Annotated in this window: 12 protein-coding genes; 8 read left to right on the top strand and 4 right to left on the bottom strand. The window is 36.9% G+C overall.

The annotated features are described in order from the left end of the window. Positions 1-283: 283 nt before the first annotated feature. Complete coding sequence (locus CLV62_RS04245; protein ID WP_110309702.1) at positions 284-697, bottom strand: GNAT family N-acetyltransferase; 414 nt, start codon at positions 695-697, stop codon at positions 284-286. 263 nt (positions 698-960) lie between these two features. Here CLV62_RS04245 and CLV62_RS04240 point away from each other — a divergent pair, with 263 nt between their 5' ends. The 4 genes from CLV62_RS04240 (at position 961) to CLV62_RS04225 (ending at position 6,033) form a co-directional block, all read left to right on the top strand. After that, a complete protein-coding gene (locus CLV62_RS04240; RefSeq protein ID WP_110309549.1) occupies positions 961-3,114 on the top strand; it encodes a S9 family peptidase in 2,154 nt (717 codons plus the stop codon). Positions 3,115-3,404: 290 nt separating this feature from the next. Continuing rightward, positions 3,405-4,247, top strand: a complete 843-nt coding sequence (locus CLV62_RS04235) for a helix-turn-helix domain-containing protein (protein ID WP_110309548.1) — start codon at positions 3,405-3,407, stop codon at positions 4,245-4,247. 24 nt (positions 4,248-4,271) lie between these two features. Further along, complete coding sequence (locus CLV62_RS04230; protein WP_110309547.1) at positions 4,272-4,619, top strand: hypothetical protein; 348 nt, start codon at positions 4,272-4,274, stop codon at positions 4,617-4,619. Positions 4,620-4,899: 280 nt separating this feature from the next. Further along, positions 4,900-6,033: an NUDIX hydrolase gene (locus CLV62_RS04225; protein ID WP_110309546.1), complete on the top strand. Its 1,134-nt coding sequence runs from the start codon at positions 4,900-4,902 to the stop codon at positions 6,031-6,033. A gap of 69 nt (positions 6,034-6,102) precedes the next feature. On the opposite strand, the gene CLV62_RS04220 is transcribed toward CLV62_RS04225, so the two are convergent. Both CLV62_RS04220 and CLV62_RS04215 read right to left on the bottom strand, forming a co-directional pair. After that, positions 6,103-7,029: a YeiH family protein gene (locus CLV62_RS04220; RefSeq protein ID WP_110309545.1), complete on the bottom strand. Its 927-nt coding sequence runs from the start codon at positions 7,027-7,029 to the stop codon at positions 6,103-6,105. A 77-nt stretch (positions 7,030-7,106) separates the two neighbouring features. Beyond that, the gene (locus CLV62_RS04215) at positions 7,107-8,003 is read right to left on the bottom strand and encodes a LysR substrate-binding domain-containing protein (protein WP_110309544.1); all 897 of its coding nucleotides are present in this window, start codon (positions 8,001-8,003) and stop codon (positions 7,107-7,109) included. Positions 8,004-8,526: 523 nt separating this feature from the next. Here CLV62_RS04215 and CLV62_RS04210 point away from each other — a divergent pair. The 4 genes from CLV62_RS04210 (at position 8,527) to trxA (ending at position 14,427) form a co-directional block, all read left to right on the top strand. After that, positions 8,527-9,147, top strand: coding sequence for an HAD family hydrolase (locus tag CLV62_RS04210; RefSeq protein ID WP_110309543.1), 621 nt, complete (start codon positions 8,527-8,529; stop codon positions 9,145-9,147). A gap of 72 nt (positions 9,148-9,219) precedes the next feature. After that, on the top strand, positions 9,220-10,155 hold the full coding sequence (ribF, locus tag CLV62_RS04205; protein WP_110309542.1) for a riboflavin biosynthesis protein RibF: 936 nt from the start codon (positions 9,220-9,222) through the stop codon (positions 10,153-10,155). Positions 10,156-10,304: 149 nt separating this feature from the next. Continuing rightward, positions 10,305-14,039, top strand: a complete 3,735-nt coding sequence (gene dnaE / locus CLV62_RS04200; RefSeq protein WP_110309541.1) for a DNA polymerase III subunit alpha — start codon at positions 10,305-10,307, stop codon at positions 14,037-14,039. A gap of 70 nt (positions 14,040-14,109) precedes the next feature. Next, positions 14,110-14,427 (top strand): thioredoxin, encoded by a 318-nt coding sequence (gene trxA, locus CLV62_RS04195; protein ID WP_050710478.1) that lies wholly within the window; start codon positions 14,110-14,112, stop codon positions 14,425-14,427. Positions 14,428-14,592: 165 nt separating this feature from the next. Here trxA and CLV62_RS04190 read toward each other — a convergent pair. Beyond that, on the bottom strand, positions 14,593-17,239 hold a 2,647-nt coding region (locus CLV62_RS04190; RefSeq protein WP_170120011.1), incomplete at its 5' end, for a T9SS type A sorting domain-containing protein.

Below are 17,239 nucleotides of genomic sequence, written 5' to 3'. Positions count from 1 at the left end.
CACCCATTCAAGTATCAAATGAGGCGGACTTCAAATAAGGTGACATTCGTTACAAAAGTTCCAAAAAATAATCAATAAGGTGACAAAGGTGACTGCCGGATGTTACTTTTAAGCATTTACTAATCCACTTAATATCAAACACTAACATTTAAAAAGGTTACAAAAGTGACAAAAGTGACACTTTTTTTACTGCTTTATTTTTTCTTGTTTCCTGTTTACTAAACTCAAACAGCACAAAGCCCAAACCCTACTGATGCCTGCTCACTGATAGATAAAAAGTATCTCAGCCCTCGTGTTCAAACTTTCTCTCGAGAATAATAAACTGATGACCGTCCTTTTCAAAAACCTGATCGGTTTCCATGAATTCGAACTTTTTATAAAAATCGGTCTTTTCAATTCTCGAATTACACCACACTCTGTCAAATTTCATATCCTTTGCATAATCCAATACCCATTTCAACAATTCCGATCCGTAACCCTGCCCCTGATATGCAGGCAATGTCGCAAACTTCCGAAATTGTAATTCCCTATTCTTTAAAAATAAAGATAACACACTCACCAATAAACCCTCTTTGTAGTATCCGATATGCAAACCGGTATCATCATCCGGTAATATTACATAATCCTTATCTTTATCAGGATACATCACTTTATGGCGGATTTCTAATACATCCGAATAAGCTACTTCATTTATCATGGCAATCTGTTTTTTAGGAAACGAAGTTAATGATTCTATATCGAAAGAATGTATATTTGTAGTGTATAACCAACAGAAAACAGTCAATGTCGTATTTCAGAGTCATAACTAAGGTCTTAGACCTTTTCATTGCTTTGGTAAGCATAACAGCAATAGTCTGTTATAATTCGAAAATATATCATTAAATATTTTCATTTACTTATCAACTGTTAATACACCTGTCAATGCAATAAATAGGTCTGAGACCTCAAAATATGTAACCTATGAGAAAAGTTTGTTTTTTACTCGCTGCAATACTGATTTCAGCATCCATCTTTGCCCAGACATTAAATCTTAGAGATATTACAGATGGTAAATATAGAGCCAAAGGAATCCCATCCGCAGTATCTTCTGTCGACGGCGAATTTTACTTTCAAGCAGATCAAGCCCGAACCAAAATTATAAAGTATTCATACAAAACAGGTCAAGCCGTCGAAACGGTATTCGATATACAATCTGCCAGAGACTGTACGATTCTCTCTTTTCAAGGATTTATAATGAGTCCCGATGAAAACCGCCTTATCGTATATACCAACAGCGAACCTATATTCCGTCATTCTTTTAAAGCGGACTATTATTACTTTGATATACGCCGCAACCTGATACGTAAATTGACCGATAACAAGTCGAAACAGATGGCTCCCGTATTTTCACGCGACGGACGCATGCTTGCCTATGTATGTGAGAATAATATATGGCTGTCGAAATTTGACTTCGGGACAGAATCACAAATCACTAAAGACGGAGAGGTTGGCAAAATTATCAATGGAGCTACAGACTGGGTCTATGAAGAAGAGTTCGGGGTTACACAGTTGATGGATTTTTCTCCAGACAATAAACTATTGTCTTTCATTAGATTTGACGAAACGAATGTTCCTGAATTTGCTTTTCAGAATTTCAGACAGCAATTATATCCTGATTTCATTTCATTCAAATATCCAAAAGCAGGGGAAGCTAATTCGAAAGTAACATGTAATATCTTTGATATTGAATCGAAAACCATCAGACCTATTAATTTCCCTGCGAATACCGAATTCGAATATATCCCCAAAATTGTATTTACACCGACTTCTCAATTGGCTGTAATGACATTGAACCGCAATCAAAACGATTTCAATATGTACTTTGCAGACCCGAGAAGCACCATTGCCAAATTAATCATGAGAGAACAGAATGACAGATATATCAATTATGACTTCTTTAACTCCATCAATTTCATAGGAGATCAGTTTACCTATATAAGTGAAAAAGACGGTTATAGTCATATATATATGTATTCACTCACAGGTGTTCCTCAAAAACAACTGACTTCCGGCAATTACGATGTCATGGAGGTTCTGGCATGCGACCCTATAAGTAAAACCGTTTATTATCAGGCTGCCGAAGAAAGCCCCCTACAACGAGCCATATATAAAGTAGACATAGTAAAAGGGGTTAAAACCAAACTATCAACCAAAACAGGTTACAATACAGCTTCTTTCAGTGCTAACGGTAAATACTTTATCAATAACTGGTCGAATACCGAAAACCCTACTGTAATCACAATGAATGATGCAGCAGGTAAAGAATTAAGAGTTCTTGAAGACAATAAAGAGCTAAAAAGCAATTTGGCTTCACTGCGTCTTCCTAAGAAAGAATTCATCACTGTAAAAGGAGCGGATGGCACTTCACTAAATGCCTGGATATTGAAACCTGCGAATTTCAATCCGAATCAGAAGTATCCTCTATTAATGGTTCAGTACAGCGGACCCGATTCACAAGAGGTTCTCGATCGTTTCACTATTGACTGGACAGATTATCTTACTACTCAAAATTTCATCGTGGCAGCAGTAGACGGACGAGGCACAGGTGCCAGAGGTCAGGAATTCAGAAAATGCACCTATATGAACTTAGGCATAAAGGAGTCTGATGACCAGATTGCAGCCGCACGATACTTCGGGACATTACCATATATAGATGCCTCAAATATTTCGATCTGGGGCTGGAGCTATGGAGGATACAATGTACTAATGAGTTTGAGCAGAGGAAACGGCGTATTTAAATCGGGTATCGCAATAGCACCCGTTACCAATTGGCGTTTTTACGATTCGGTATATACCGAACGGTATATGCGAACCCCACAACAAAATGCATCCGGATATGAAAAGGGATCTCCAATCAGCCTTGCCTCCTCATTATCCGGAAAGCTGCTATTAATTCATGGATCGGCAGATGATAATGTTCACTTTCAGAATACCATAGAATATACATCGGCACTGATAAAAGCTGACAAACAATTTGAACTTTTTGTCTTTCCCGATCAAAACCATTCCCTACCGGGAAGTCTTAATAGAAATTATTTATATACAAAAGTTATTGATTTTTTGAAATTTAAATAAGGCTATAACGCAGGAGAAAAAAACTCCTGCGTTTTTACTTTATATAAGTATTGAAAATTACATTATATCATATATATTTACACCTGTGTGGAACAACGACGAGTTTATCACAGTTCATTCGTTTATTAAAATAAAGTTGCCTTGACTTTTTATTTACTGAATATTTTGCTAGCAAAACGATAACTGAATGCTTCAAAAGATTTAGAGCATTCTACTTTTTTTCAAAGTCAGGACAAGCCCTTATTCAAAATAGATTAATGTAACAAAAACTCTATTAATGATAATTAAATATGAGTATACTTTATCTGGAAGAACATTCTTCATGTAGTAATTATATTTCCGATTTTTGTTCAAGCTTTAAACATTATATCCTTAATAAAGGTAGATTCCTTTATTCTAAGGAGAAGGGATATCATTGCATACTATTCATGCTACATGGCAAAATTAGTGTTAGCATTGATTCTCAAAGATATATTTTAGAAAAAAACACCAGTATATTCATTCCGTTACATTCTGCTTACCAAATAAGTACTCTTCTTGATTCGACATTTATTATCAGTTATTTTGATAAACCTATTGACTTATGTGAAAAAACAGCATTGGAGAGTCTTAAATTTACAGAACCGGAGCCTTGTAATACTTCTCCTGTCTTAAAATTGAAAGAACCTTTTGAGTTATTTTTATCTTCATTAGAATTATATCTTAAAGAGGGAGCTTCCTGCAAGCACTTTCATGCAATCAAGCAAAAAGAAATGTTCTTTATTTTTCGTTACTTCTATACAAGAAATGAAGTTTATTCTTTTTTCAAAACAATCATTTCAAGAGATTTAGATTTTAAGAGTACTGTTCTGCAGAATTATTCAAATGTAACATCCGTAAAAGAATTGGCTGAAAAATGCAATTATTCATTAAGTTCATTTAATCGTTGTTTTAAGGACAACTTTAATGAAAGTCCATCGATTTGGCTTCAGACACAGAAAATAAAGCATATTAAAATAAAGTTAAACAATAAAAACATATCGTTTAGTCAGATTATTAATGAATTCAATTTTTCCTCTCCGAGCCATTTTACTGTTTTTTGTAGGAAACATCTTCATCTGACACCTTCCGAATATCGCAAATCATTGAGGTAATATTGGATTATCAAGATTAAATATATGTCATCAAAGTTTGGATATATAAAAAATTGGATTGAATATATAATACAACAAAGAACCAATATGTTTAATTTTGTAGTATACGAAGTTGAACATATTAACATTAAAGATTCTCTCCGAGAGTTGTTTACAACTTTAGAAATGGCTCATATTATTGTTGATGATTTATTTATAAATGTCGATTCTGAATTTAATTCCAAAGAATTTAAACGAATCCGCCTAGGTAAATCGGTAGTTGCCAATATTGATTTCAATAAGAGGAATGGAGAATTTAACTATGAAGAACTACCGGATAAATATTGCTTTACAATGAAGAATATAGCATTAAAAGAACAAATATATCGTTGAATAACTTTAGAACATATTGAATCGTTTTGATATTACTATGTCTAGTTGGGAGAGCTTCAACTACATAGCATTTATAGTCTTCTACTTAAGAAAATTTATAAAAATAAAAAGTCAAAATGGCTTCATCGTATGAATCAATTACCCAATAAACAAATCTTATTGAGAGTTGTTTTAATATAAATCCTGATAATAAGGTAGTAAAAGCTTTAGTATTCAAAGATAAAAGAATAGTAACAGGCCAATAAACTTAAGGATTTAACCACCTGTATTTATGTAATTTATGATTTCAAAAGGAGCAAAAAAATATTTAGTAAATCCTTCCTTGGGACTACTGGCAAGTATACTATATATAGTATTATTTACCACAACAGGAAATATTGGCTATTCTTTGATAATCTCTGTACTCTTTTCGGGAGCGTTAGATATTATTCTGAGATTCTATACAAAAGCCAATGCGTGTGGACTAATGTTCATTCTAAACTTTCTGGCATTATTCTTCACGCTTATACTTTGGTATATCCTGCACAAGACTTCCATACCCGGACTGATGTATCTCGTATTTTTCGAGATAACATTCGTCACCCTTCTTTTTATAACCAGATTGGGCAAGGCGTATATAAACATGTACTTAGGTAAAAAGAAAAGCATTATTCAAAAGACTTATTTAGGTGAGTTTTTTGATATTGCAAAGTTGGCTCAATATGGGTTAACATATCATTTATTTCTCCTTATATTATATCAATTAAGCAGAATAAATTCAGAGGCAAGTCTATTGGCAGACACCATATTCTATAGTGTAATACCAGTAATTATACTTGCTACGATTATTATATATGAGGAAATTAAAACCCGCAATATTGTAAAGCAACTAAGAAAAGAAGAATGGCTACCTATAGTAAATGAGTCAGGAGAAGTTACAGGGCGTATAGCAAAATCGGTATCTTCTAAAATGAGTAAACGCTTTATGCACCCGATGGTGCGTATCGCCTTAATACATAACGGGGAGATCTACATACAGAAAAGAACCGGTAATAACCTCATCGATCCTTCAGCTTACGACCATCCTTTCGAGAAACTGATGCTTTTCAATCACGAAATAAATATCTCTGTAAGAAACAGTATTTCAAGAGCTTTGAATATGCAGGAATTACCCTTCACTTTCTTATTGAAATATGTCTTCGAGAACCAAGATGTAAAACGTTTAGTATTTCTATTTGTATCGAGGATAGAAAACGAAGAGCAACTTAAGAGCATAAGCCTGCTAGATGGTAAATTCTGGACTCCACGGCAAATAGAAGAAAGCCTTGCGGAAGACAATATATTCAGTGAATGCTTTCAACTGGAATATGAGTATCTAAAAAATACTGTTATTCAGGCTGATATTCTAAAAAGAGAAGTATCACACAAAGAGTAAATATCCGATAAAAGAAAAAGAGCAGATATATCTGGAATATATTTGCTCTTTTTCTTCTATATAGAAACCTTAAATATTCAAGATCACCACAAGCGACATTACAGAAATAAACACCCATAATATTATCCCTTGAAGAAGCGGCTTTATACCAATATTCTTCAAAGCCTCTTTACTCAATCCTGCACCAATTAAGAAAAGTGTTAGAGTTAACCCTCGCTTAGCAACCATAACAATAGCAGGAGACACGTATTGAATAGCAGGGACAAATGTATTGATGACCATTGCAATTACATACAAAAAGATGAAGTATGGAATGGATACTTTTCCTTTCCTATAAAGTAAAGCAGTCACAAAAGACAAAGGAATTATCCAAAGAGCACGTTCCAGTTTTATTGTTGTTGCTATTTTGAGAGCCTCCTCTCCATATTTATGAGCTGCTCCAACAACAGAGCTTGTATCATGTATAGCAATAGCAGACCAAAGCCCAAACTGTTCCTGTGTCATACTTAATAAGTGACCTATTACGGGAAATATAAACAACGCTACCGAATTCAATACAAAAATAACACCCAGAGAAACTGAGGTTTCCTCTTCATTCGCATCTATAATCGGCACCATTGCGGCTATTGCACTACCACCACAGATGGCAGTACCCGATGAAACCAAAACACTTGTTTTCTTAGATATATGAAATAGCTTTCCCAATAACAAACCAAACCCCAGAGTTAGCACAATAGACGATACGGTAAAAATGAGACCTTCTTTACCAGCTTCCATGGCTTCGAAAAGATTCATACCAAAACCAAGCCCTACGACCGATGCCTGTAAGAGTATTTTGGTAGCCTTACTATTCAGATGGAGGTAAGGATGCCCGATAGTAAAAGACAAAATAAATCCGGCTAAAAGTGCAACCGGCGGCTCTACAAATGGGAATAGGCACAATATAACAAGTAGAATAAAAACAGCCTTTTTCAGAAATTTCGAGTCAAGTTTCATTTATTTGATATTTAATTTTCTGATACAAAGATCAGCCAAAAATAGACGGATTGTATATGCAAATATATTATAGCCTATTACTTGCGGTTATAGTAACTAAGCGCATACTGAATAAACATTTCTGTGAAACCTGAAGGCACGCCGTGCAGATGAATAAAATAAAAGTTTCTCTCCATCTCAAAATTTGCTATATCAATAATTTTAAACTCGCCATTCGCAATCTCTTTACTCACCGCATTAATAGAGATAAGCCCTATACTGTTAGAATTAGCAAGAAATGTCTTTATACTTTCGGTACTCCCTAAATGCATTACAACATTCAAGTCCTTCAATTTTATATCTTTCTGCTTCAACTTATCAGTAATTACCTCCAAACTGCCCGATCCTATTTCTCTCAAAACCAGGGGTATACTTTTGAGTTCGTCCAAAGTAATCTCATCTTTTTCAAACAAGGACTGAGAAGAATGCGCAACTGCTACAATTTCATCTTTAAGAAAAGGAATATACTTCAACTGGTTATTCTTAGAGTTGCCCTCGACAATGCCCAGATCAAGCAACTTATCGATAAGAGCAGTTTCTATTCTCTGAGTATTATCATTCAATAATGAGAGTTCAATATCAGGCTGCTCCCTCTTAAACTGCGCAAGAATAGCAGGTAATACATATTGCCCGATAGTGGTACTGGCTCCTAATTTAAGATCGCCTGCGAACTTCTGTTTCAACACTCCCAGATCGAACATAAACTTTTTATCCAAAGTCAAAACATGTTCAGTATAGTGAAGCAGGAGCCTTCCTGCCTCAGTAAGAGTTATTTTATTAGCAATCCTGTTAAAGAGCCGGATACCCAATTCGGACTCCAGTTCTTTGATATTTTTAGTGACAGCCGGTTGCGTTATAAACATTTCTTCGGCAGCCCTTGTAAAGCTGGAGAATGTAGCAACAGAATAAAAAACACGTAAACGAAAATTGAGCATATTATTATTTATAATATAAGAAACCTACAAATTAACGAATTATCAATTTATTAGACATGAATAAGGACTTAAAATAAGGTAACAAAGTATACATCAGTTGCACAAAAAGGTAACAAAAACAACAGAAAGGAACAGATACAGTGCACTTTTGACACCCTAATAAACCACTGATAACCAGCGAACAAACAAAAAAAAGGTTACAAAAGTAACAAAAGTGACATTTATTTTGTTGTTTTCTACTTTCTCTCATAGTATATATATTCTAAAGGCTATGATCCTTATATGGATAGATAAAAAAAGAAAGAACGAAATTTAAAACAGACTCTAAATAGAACAAATCTATAGAATATTAACACCCTTAATCTATTTATCATATTTGTAACACTTAAGCTTACAATCTATAGAGAACAAATAGGAAATTCGCTGATATTTTAAAGTACTTATACATAAATTCGACAGTAATATTTTTTAAATGATTAACTTTGCACTCTCAATAAATAGAAACAGTTAAACTCTATAGAATATGGCTGATTTAAACGGAATAAAAAATTTACTTTTCGATTTTGGAGGTGTAATCGTTAGCATTAATAAAGACAATGCAGTAAAACGTTTCAAAGAAATAGGTGTAGATAATATCGAAGATTTTCTGGGTGAGTTCCGTCAGGAAGGAATTTTCTTACAACTGGAAGAAGGAACTATAAGCAAAGAAGAGTTTTATGATGAATTGCGTAAGTTAGCAGGAAAACACATTTCAAATGAAGATATAGACTCAGGATGGCTGGCTTTTTTGACAGGAATACCCGACTATAAATTTCAATTATTAAAAGACCTTCGTAAGAAGTACAATGTATACTTATTGAGCAACACCAATCCCGTTATTATGGGATGGGCAGATACCAAAGATTTTTCACCATCAGGAGAACCTATTTCAGCATTCTTCGACCAAATGTTCTGGTCGTATAAGATGGGACATACAAAACCATCTAAAGAGTCATTTCAAATAGTAATAGATGAAGCTCGATTAGACCCTAAAGAGACACTGTTTCTGGATGATGGACAATCAAATCTGGATGTTGCAGAACAGTTCGGATTTAAAACCTATTTAGTAGATCAAGAGGAAGACTTGAGAAAAGTTTTTGAATAATACAAAGCCTTGTTTGCCCCTCTAAGACGGACATAAAAATCCTCTTATAAAATATGCCAATAATATAATTGAATGGACTTAATAAATTCTCCATATAATACACAACATCAGCCATTAGTTGCAACCATTGGTTTCTTTGATGGCGTACATACAGGTCACCAATATCTTATTGAGCAGCTCAAAATTGAAGCTAAAAAAAGGAATCTCCCCTCGGCCGTCATAACCTTTCCGGTACATCCCAGAAGGGTATTGAGCAGCGATTATCAGCCTGCTTTACTATGCGGTTATGAAGAAAAAGTAAAACGTTTGGCAAATACGAACGTCGATTTTTGTGTGCCTCTTGATTTTACAAAAGAGATGTCAACATTAAGTGCCCGCGAATTCATTCAACAGATTCTTAAAGGTAAATTGAATGTACAAACTCTCTTAATAGGATACGATCATCGCTTTGGTCACAACAGAGAAGACGGCTTTGAAGAATATCAAAAATACGGACAGGAAGTAGGCATAGACGTAATTCAAGCCTGTGAATTGGATTCCTCCAATCACGTAAGTTCATCACGTATACGACGTTTATTAGGAGAAGGAGATATTGTTAAAGCAAACCAATTACTAGGGTATAACTATACTATTTCAGGACAAATTGTCGAAGGTTTTCAGGTCGGACGTACCATCGGTTTCCCGACTGCGAATATAAAAATATGGGAGGACTTTAAAGTTGTCCCTGCATTTGGAGTATATGCTGTATATGTTCTGATCGATGATGATCAACACGAAGGTATGCTCTATATAGGAAAAAGGCCTACTCTGCATAATGGGGATAATATAAGTCTGGAAGTTAATATTCTTGATTTTGATCAGAATCTGTATGGCAAATCTCTTTCTGTCGAATTTATCGAATTTATGCGTCCCGATGAAAAATTCAAGGATCTTGAAACTCTTGTTAAACATATAAAACAAGATAAAATAAACGTAGGTAATCTCCTTCGAAAGTTAAGAAAGAACTAAAAGCACTAATCACACTCATGGCTTTTGTTAAATAATTGAAGTATAACGCTGATACTTTTCATGTTGAAAAGTCATTGATACTTTCGATAAAATATAGGTGTCTTTTTTTCGATAAAAGAGATACCTTTATAGGATAAATTCAGAGATATATGCAACCCTTTATACATTTACACGTACATTCTCAATACTCCCTGCTCGACGGGCAGGCCAGTATTTCACGCTTGGTTGACAAAGCTAAAGCCGATGGAATGAAGGCTCTGGCATTGACCGATCACGGGTCGATGTTCGGGATCAAGGAATTTTACAACTATGTAAAGAAAAAAAACGGACCCATATTCTCCGAAATAAAGAAAATAAAAGCGGCAATAGCCGAAGTCGGAGAGAATGGAGCTCTTTTGGATGAATTAAATAAAAAACTTCAGGAAGAAGAATCTCATTTATTCAAGCCTATTTTGGGCTGTGAATGCTATGTAGCTCACCGAAACCGCAAATTAAAAGAAGGAAAACCCGATATGAGCGGCTGGCACTTAATTGTGCTTGCAAAAAATCTGCAAGGCTATAAGAATCTTATCAAAATGGTATCGCAAAGCTGGACCGAAGGTTTCTACATGCGTCCGCGTATAGATAAAGAGCTACTCGAGAAATACCATGAAGGATTAATCGTATCGACTGCCTGCTTAGGTGGTGAAATACCTAAAAAGATAACAAGAGGAGAGCCCGAAGAGGTCGAAAAATCGATCGAATGGTTTAAAAATATTTTCGGTGAAGATTTCTATTTCGAACTCCAACGGCACAAAACCAGTCGTCCCGATTCAAATCTCGAAGCATACCCACTTCAGGAACGGGTAAATCAGGAGTTACTCAAACTGAGCGTAAAACATAACGTAAAAGTTATCGCAACCAATGATGTGCATTTCATCGGCGAAGAAGATTCGGAAGCTCACGATCGTCTTATCTGTTTAAGTACAGGTAAAGATCTGGATGACCCGAAGCGAATGAGATACACCAAGCAGGAGTGGCTAAAAACCACTGCCGAAATGAACGAAGTATTTAAAGACGTTCCTCATGTCCTATCCAATACATTGGAGATAGCCGAAAAAGTTGAATACTATTCGATAGATTCCGATGCACTGATGCCATTTTTCGACATTGATCCTTCTTTCGGAACAGAAGCAAGTCATAGAGAAAAATTCAATGAAACCGATCTCATCACTGAGTTTGGAGAAAAAGAATACCACCGTTTAGGTGGATACGATAAAGTTATCCGTATCAAGCTCGAAGCCGACTATTTGAAGTACCTGACAATGATAGGTGCAGAGAAACGTTACGGAAAGGATATGGACGATGATACCCGTGAGCGTCTCGATTTTGAGCTGGACGTCATGAAGACAATGGGATTTCCCGGATACTTCCTTATTGTACAAGACTTTATTGCAGCTGCCCGAAGAATGGGTGTGGCGGTAGGACCGGGTCGGGGATCGGCAGCAGGTTCTGCCGTAGCATATTGTTTGGGTATTACCGATATAGACCCCATAAAATATGACTTACTTTTCGAACGTTTCTTAAATCCAGACCGTATATCGATGCCCGATATCGATATCGACTTCGATGATGATGGTCGAGGTGAAGTCTTGCGTTGGGTAACCGACAAATACGGACAAGAAAAAGTAGCCCATATTATCACATACGGTACCATGGCTACCAAATCGGCTATAAAGGATGTTGCCCGTGTTCAGAAGCTACCCCTGTCTGAATCTAACCGTTTAGCAAAACTAGTTCCTGATAGAATTCCTGATAAAAAGAAAGTAACCCTCAGAGATGCCATTGAATACGTTCCCGAACTGAAAGAAGCATCCAACAGTCGAGACCTGATTACCCGTGATACGCTGAAATATGCACAAATGCTTGAAGGTAATGTGCGAAACACAGGAGTACACGCTTGTGGTGTTATTATAGGTCAAAGTCCTATTTCAGACACAGTACCGGTAAGTACAGCCGAAGACAAGGAGACAGGAGAAACAATGCTTGTTACTCAATATGAGGGATCGGTTATCGAAGAAACAGGTCTTATCAAAATGGACTTTCTGGGTTTAAAAACCCTGTCGATTATAAAAGAAGCCCTCGAAAATATAAAACAAACAACCGGCGAAGATGTAGATATCAGTACTATTTCGCTCGAAGATACTAAAACTTACGAATTATATAGTCAGGGTAAAACCACAGGAACATTCCAGTTTGAGTCTGCCGGTATGCAGAAGTACCTGAAAGAGCTTCAGCCGACCAAGTTTGAAGACTTAATCGCCATGAATGCCCTGTATCGCCCGGGACCGATGGATTATATCCCATCCTTTGTCGCCCGTAAGCATGGCCGTGAAGAGATAGCCTATGATATCCCTATCATGGAAAGATATCTTGACGACACATACGGCATTACGGTATATCAGGAACAGGTCATGCTTTTGTCCCGTCTGCTTGCCGATTTCACCCGTGGTCAATCCGATGAGCTACGTAAAGCGATGGGTAAAAAACTTATCGACAAAATGAATGCCCTAAAAGAAAAATTTCTTGCAGGAGGAAAGAAGAACGGGCATGCCGAAAAAACCCTGAATAAAATATGGGCTGACTGGGAGAAATTTGCGTCATATGCTTTCAACAAATCGCATGCAACCTGTTATTCATGGATAGCTTATCAGACAGCATGGCTTAAGGCCAACTATCCGTCGGAATATATGGCTGCCGTTCTATCACGAAATTTATCGAATATTACGGAGATCACGAAGTTTATGGACGAATGCAAGTACATGGGAATGAATGTACTTGGACCGGACGTAAACGAATCGTATCTTAAATTTGCGGTAAATAAGGCCGGAGATATACGCTTCGGACTTGCCGCTATCAAAGGCGTAGGAGGAGGTGCCGTAAATGATATTCTTAAAGAACGGACTGAAAATGGTCCTTATTTAAACATATTCGATTTAGTAGAACGCGTCAACCTATCGTCTTGTAATAAGAAAAATATAGAATCATTAGCTCTTGCCGGAGCATTCGATAATTTTCCGGAAATAGAGCGCGAACAGTTCTTTGAAACCAACGAAAAAGGCGAAACATTTATAGATCAACTTGTGCGTTATGGGAATAAATACCAAATTGATAAAGCACAGGCAACAAACTCGTTATTCGGAGAAGATATTTCGTATAAAACAAATCCACCGGATATTCCCAAAGCCGAAAAGTGGTCGGATCTTGAAAGATTAAATAAAGAACGCGAACTGATTGGTATTTATCTATCAGCCCACCCATTGGATGAATTCGCTATTGCTCTCAAATATGGCTGCAATGTAGGGATGGCTGACATAGAAGACAAGGAAGCCCTAAAGAATAAAGAAGTTACATTCGGGGGACTTGTCTCTGCGGCACGGGAAGGTATTACCAAGAACGGTAAGCCGTACATGATTATTAAAATTGAAGATTTCACCGGGAGTGGAGAAATACCCTTGTTCGGTGATGACTATATCAACTTTGGTAAATATGGGCGCTTAGGTCTTTATGTATATGTAAAAGCACGTGTTCAAGGACGTAGATTCAATGAGAATCAACTCGAGTTGAAAATCGTATCAATTCAACTTCTGCCTGATGTAAAAGATCAGGTTATTGAAAAAATAACAATCACACTACCCATCCACGAAATGAATGCCCAGATGGTAGAGGAGCTTTCGACTCTGACTAAAAACAATGTGGGTAATTCGTTGTTATATTTTGAGATTGTTGATGGTGAACGGAATATGAAAGTTGAGCTTTTTGCTCGGGGTCTTAAGATTAATATCCGCAAAGAATTAATAGACTATTTGGAGCAAAACGAAAACATCGTATTCAAGGTTAATTGATTTTCCGTATCTCCGAGACTTTGGTTATATTTGTTATAAAATTAAACGAAACATAATAAACATTAGTAGTATGGCACTTGAAATTACAGATGCAACTTTTGAAGAAGTTTTAAAATCAGACAAATTAGTCGTGGTTGATTTTTGGGCAGAATGGTGTGGCCCATGTCGTATGGTAGGTCCAATTGTAGAAGAATTGGCTGTTGACTATGCTGACAAAGTAGTAGTAGGTAAAGTAGATGTTGATAACAATGACGAGATTACATCTAAATTCGGAATCCGTAATATTCCTACAATTCTATTCTTCAAAAACGGAGAAATTGTTGACAAACAAGTTGGAGCTGCTCAAAAATCGGCTTTAGTAGAAAAAATTGATAAGCAATTACAGTAACTTATAAGTAACAGTACTAATCTAAGACAGGCTTATTTAATTATAACTACCGGTTATAATTCTTTGGTCTAAGTTATAAAAAGGTCTGAGACCTTATTTGCTGTAAATGTAAAAAAGCGACTAATTACTTAGTCGCTTTTTTGATGTATATAATGATCAGTTTTTTTATTTCTTGATCATCTTATGGGTATATATCTTACCTTCGATTTGAAGTTTCAATACATAAGTTCCACCTGCTAGATGTCCAACATTGATGGATGAGCCTACATTAGCTTGCTTGAACACCATCTTACCGTTTGTACTGTAAATCTGAACTTCTGAGACGGCTTTGTCCGAGTTCAGATAAAGATTGTCTGATACGGGATTAGGATAGATGCTTACAGGGCTGTCTTCTAATGTTTCTGCTTTTGCGACACGGAATTCAGGGTCCGCTGCTGATATACCGGCTATCCAAAGGAATGGGTTGACCTGAGCGATATCAATCAAATCGGAAACTGTTTTACGGGGTGATGGATTATCCAAAATGTATTGAACATAGAAGCCTCGGATGTAACCGCGGGGTAATTCGTTATAACCGCTCGGTGCCGATTCATTCAGGCCTAGTTTGATGATCGAGATATCTGCTTTGTTCACTCTTCCGAGTCTTACTTTTTCTAATAAGACTTCTTCTCCGGAACGTTTTCTGTTAGCATATTGTTCTCCAACCATCGCGGCATATATCACCATTGCGGATGCGGGATAGTTTACGCCGCTCATATCCTGGTTGATATAGAGTTTGTAACCTAGTTCTTCATCGCTAAGGGCACGGCACCATCTCATGGGGATTGCGTCCGCTGATGGGTACTGACCATAGCTGATAACAGGATGGTCTCCTAATTGGAAGGAGGTAAAGATGCGTGATTCGATATTCAGGGCGTCTTTGTCTTTGTCGATAATAGGCAATGTGAGGGCTTGGTTTAAGCCTGCTCCTACCAGTTCGTCTACGGCGACATTGGTCAGGGTGACAAAGCCTCCTTCGTTTTTAACGGTCAGGCTGTTTTTTTGTACTCCCCAACGGAAACCGTTAGGGACGATATTCATGCCGTATTTATTGGTATTGGAACTGTCGAATACATCAGTAGGATAGGTCGGGGTAGGGAAATGTATGCTGTTAGGGTAGAACCAATCCATGCCGGGGGCTACAATAGCGACCGGTACTTCTTTTTCTTTGAAAGAGAGGTATTGGCGTACTTCGGGCATGGTGCCGTGTCCACACATACCGATAAGTTGCAGTACATCGGCAGCGGTGGGTAAATCCCAGTATTTGGTTTGTACGACTGAACGGATGCCATCCCAGTAATGGTTTACGATGTCTTGTCCGACCAGTGTTCCATTGATCTTTTCTTTGATGGAGCCAAATCGGCGTACGTAGCTTAGTTTGTTGATACGGTCTCTATTCATGGTATAATAGGTACCGTAGTATTTTTGGAACTCGGGCAGCAGTACTGTTGTGATCTGAGATTCGGTAGGATTGGGTATTCCCATTTGTTCTCCTAAATAGTTCCAATAGGTACGGGAATCGGGTGATGTGCTTTGTTTGTTGAACATGCCATAGGTATCATGGGCATAGTCGATTTGTGCCTTGGTCACGGGTATGTCTGTGGGATTATTGAAATTAGTATTCATCCAATAGTATTCACCGACTCTTACGCCTTTGTATTCGCCTAAAACCGTAACGCCGCCGTCTTCGCTATAGACTAGGTCGATTGTTGCAGGCCTTGGTATTTCAGGCTCTTCGGTATCTTCTCCTAAAGTTACAAAGAGGGGTAAACGATCCACAAGAAATGCTTTTTCAGTTAATCGCTCTACATATACATTATTTCCTGCTATTACTTGGTAAGGAATCAGGTTATATTTTGCATCCGCCAAAGCAGTTGGGACTTTACAACTAAAGATATTCCCGTCTACCGATTGAGTAATATCACTTACCAATACTCCTGTTATAGGATCAAACAATCCTATTTTAATGGCTGATGTAGGGTTTGCGTATCTTACTAATACTTTAAATATGTTACCTGTAGCTACCTCGAGTAAATCTTCTTGTCCCGTACTTACTAGAATATGGTTATTGAGTTCTGCTTTTGCACTTCTCAACGAGAACTCATCCCAATTATTTTTCACTGTAATCAGTAATCGGTCAATTATGTGTGATCCGGTTTTACGGGAGACTACTTTCTTTTCACCTTCTTCTACAATGTAAGGTTGTATAATATAACTTCCACTTACCTGGTTTGTTGAAACTTGACTGGTGTAGGTGTTATTATTGATACTTGCGACTATATCTTCTGCAAAAATTCCATTACTATAATAAAGCCCCAGACGTACATCAGACATCAAATTTGCATAGACTGATATATCGAAATTTTCACCTGTCTTTACTTGATACAGATTTTCACCTGTTGATTTCTTGAATATAAGATTATCAATTAATGACACGTTGTATTCCTCGATCAAAAAGTCTTTCCATTGGGCAGCGGCTTGGTATAGTTCTACACTGCCTTTAGGGACGTATAGTTTGCAGGTAGTTTTGTTGACTCCTGTAAAAACTGTAATTCCTAATGTGGGGGGTATAGGGTTTAAACTGACAAGAGTCTCAAGTTTGGTGCAGTTGTAAAAACCAGAGTTTCCAATTGAGTTAAGAGAAGCTGGTAAAGTGATTTCTTTGATTGAGCTTCCTTTAAAACAATTATCTCCGATAACTTTAATACCTTCATGCAGGCTAACGCTGCCGGTAAAACCCTCAAACATACAAGTCGGTAAAGAAGTCAGGTGT

It is taken from the genome of Indolivaga alginatilytica (assembly GCF_003201355.1).
GTDB classification, from domain to species: domain Bacteria; phylum Bacteroidota; class Bacteroidia; order Bacteroidales; family Dysgonomonadaceae; genus Dysgonomonas_A; species Dysgonomonas_A alginatilytica.
The sequence above is the reverse complement of the archived record's forward strand: the minus strand, read 5'-3'. Positions and strand labels throughout refer to the sequence as shown.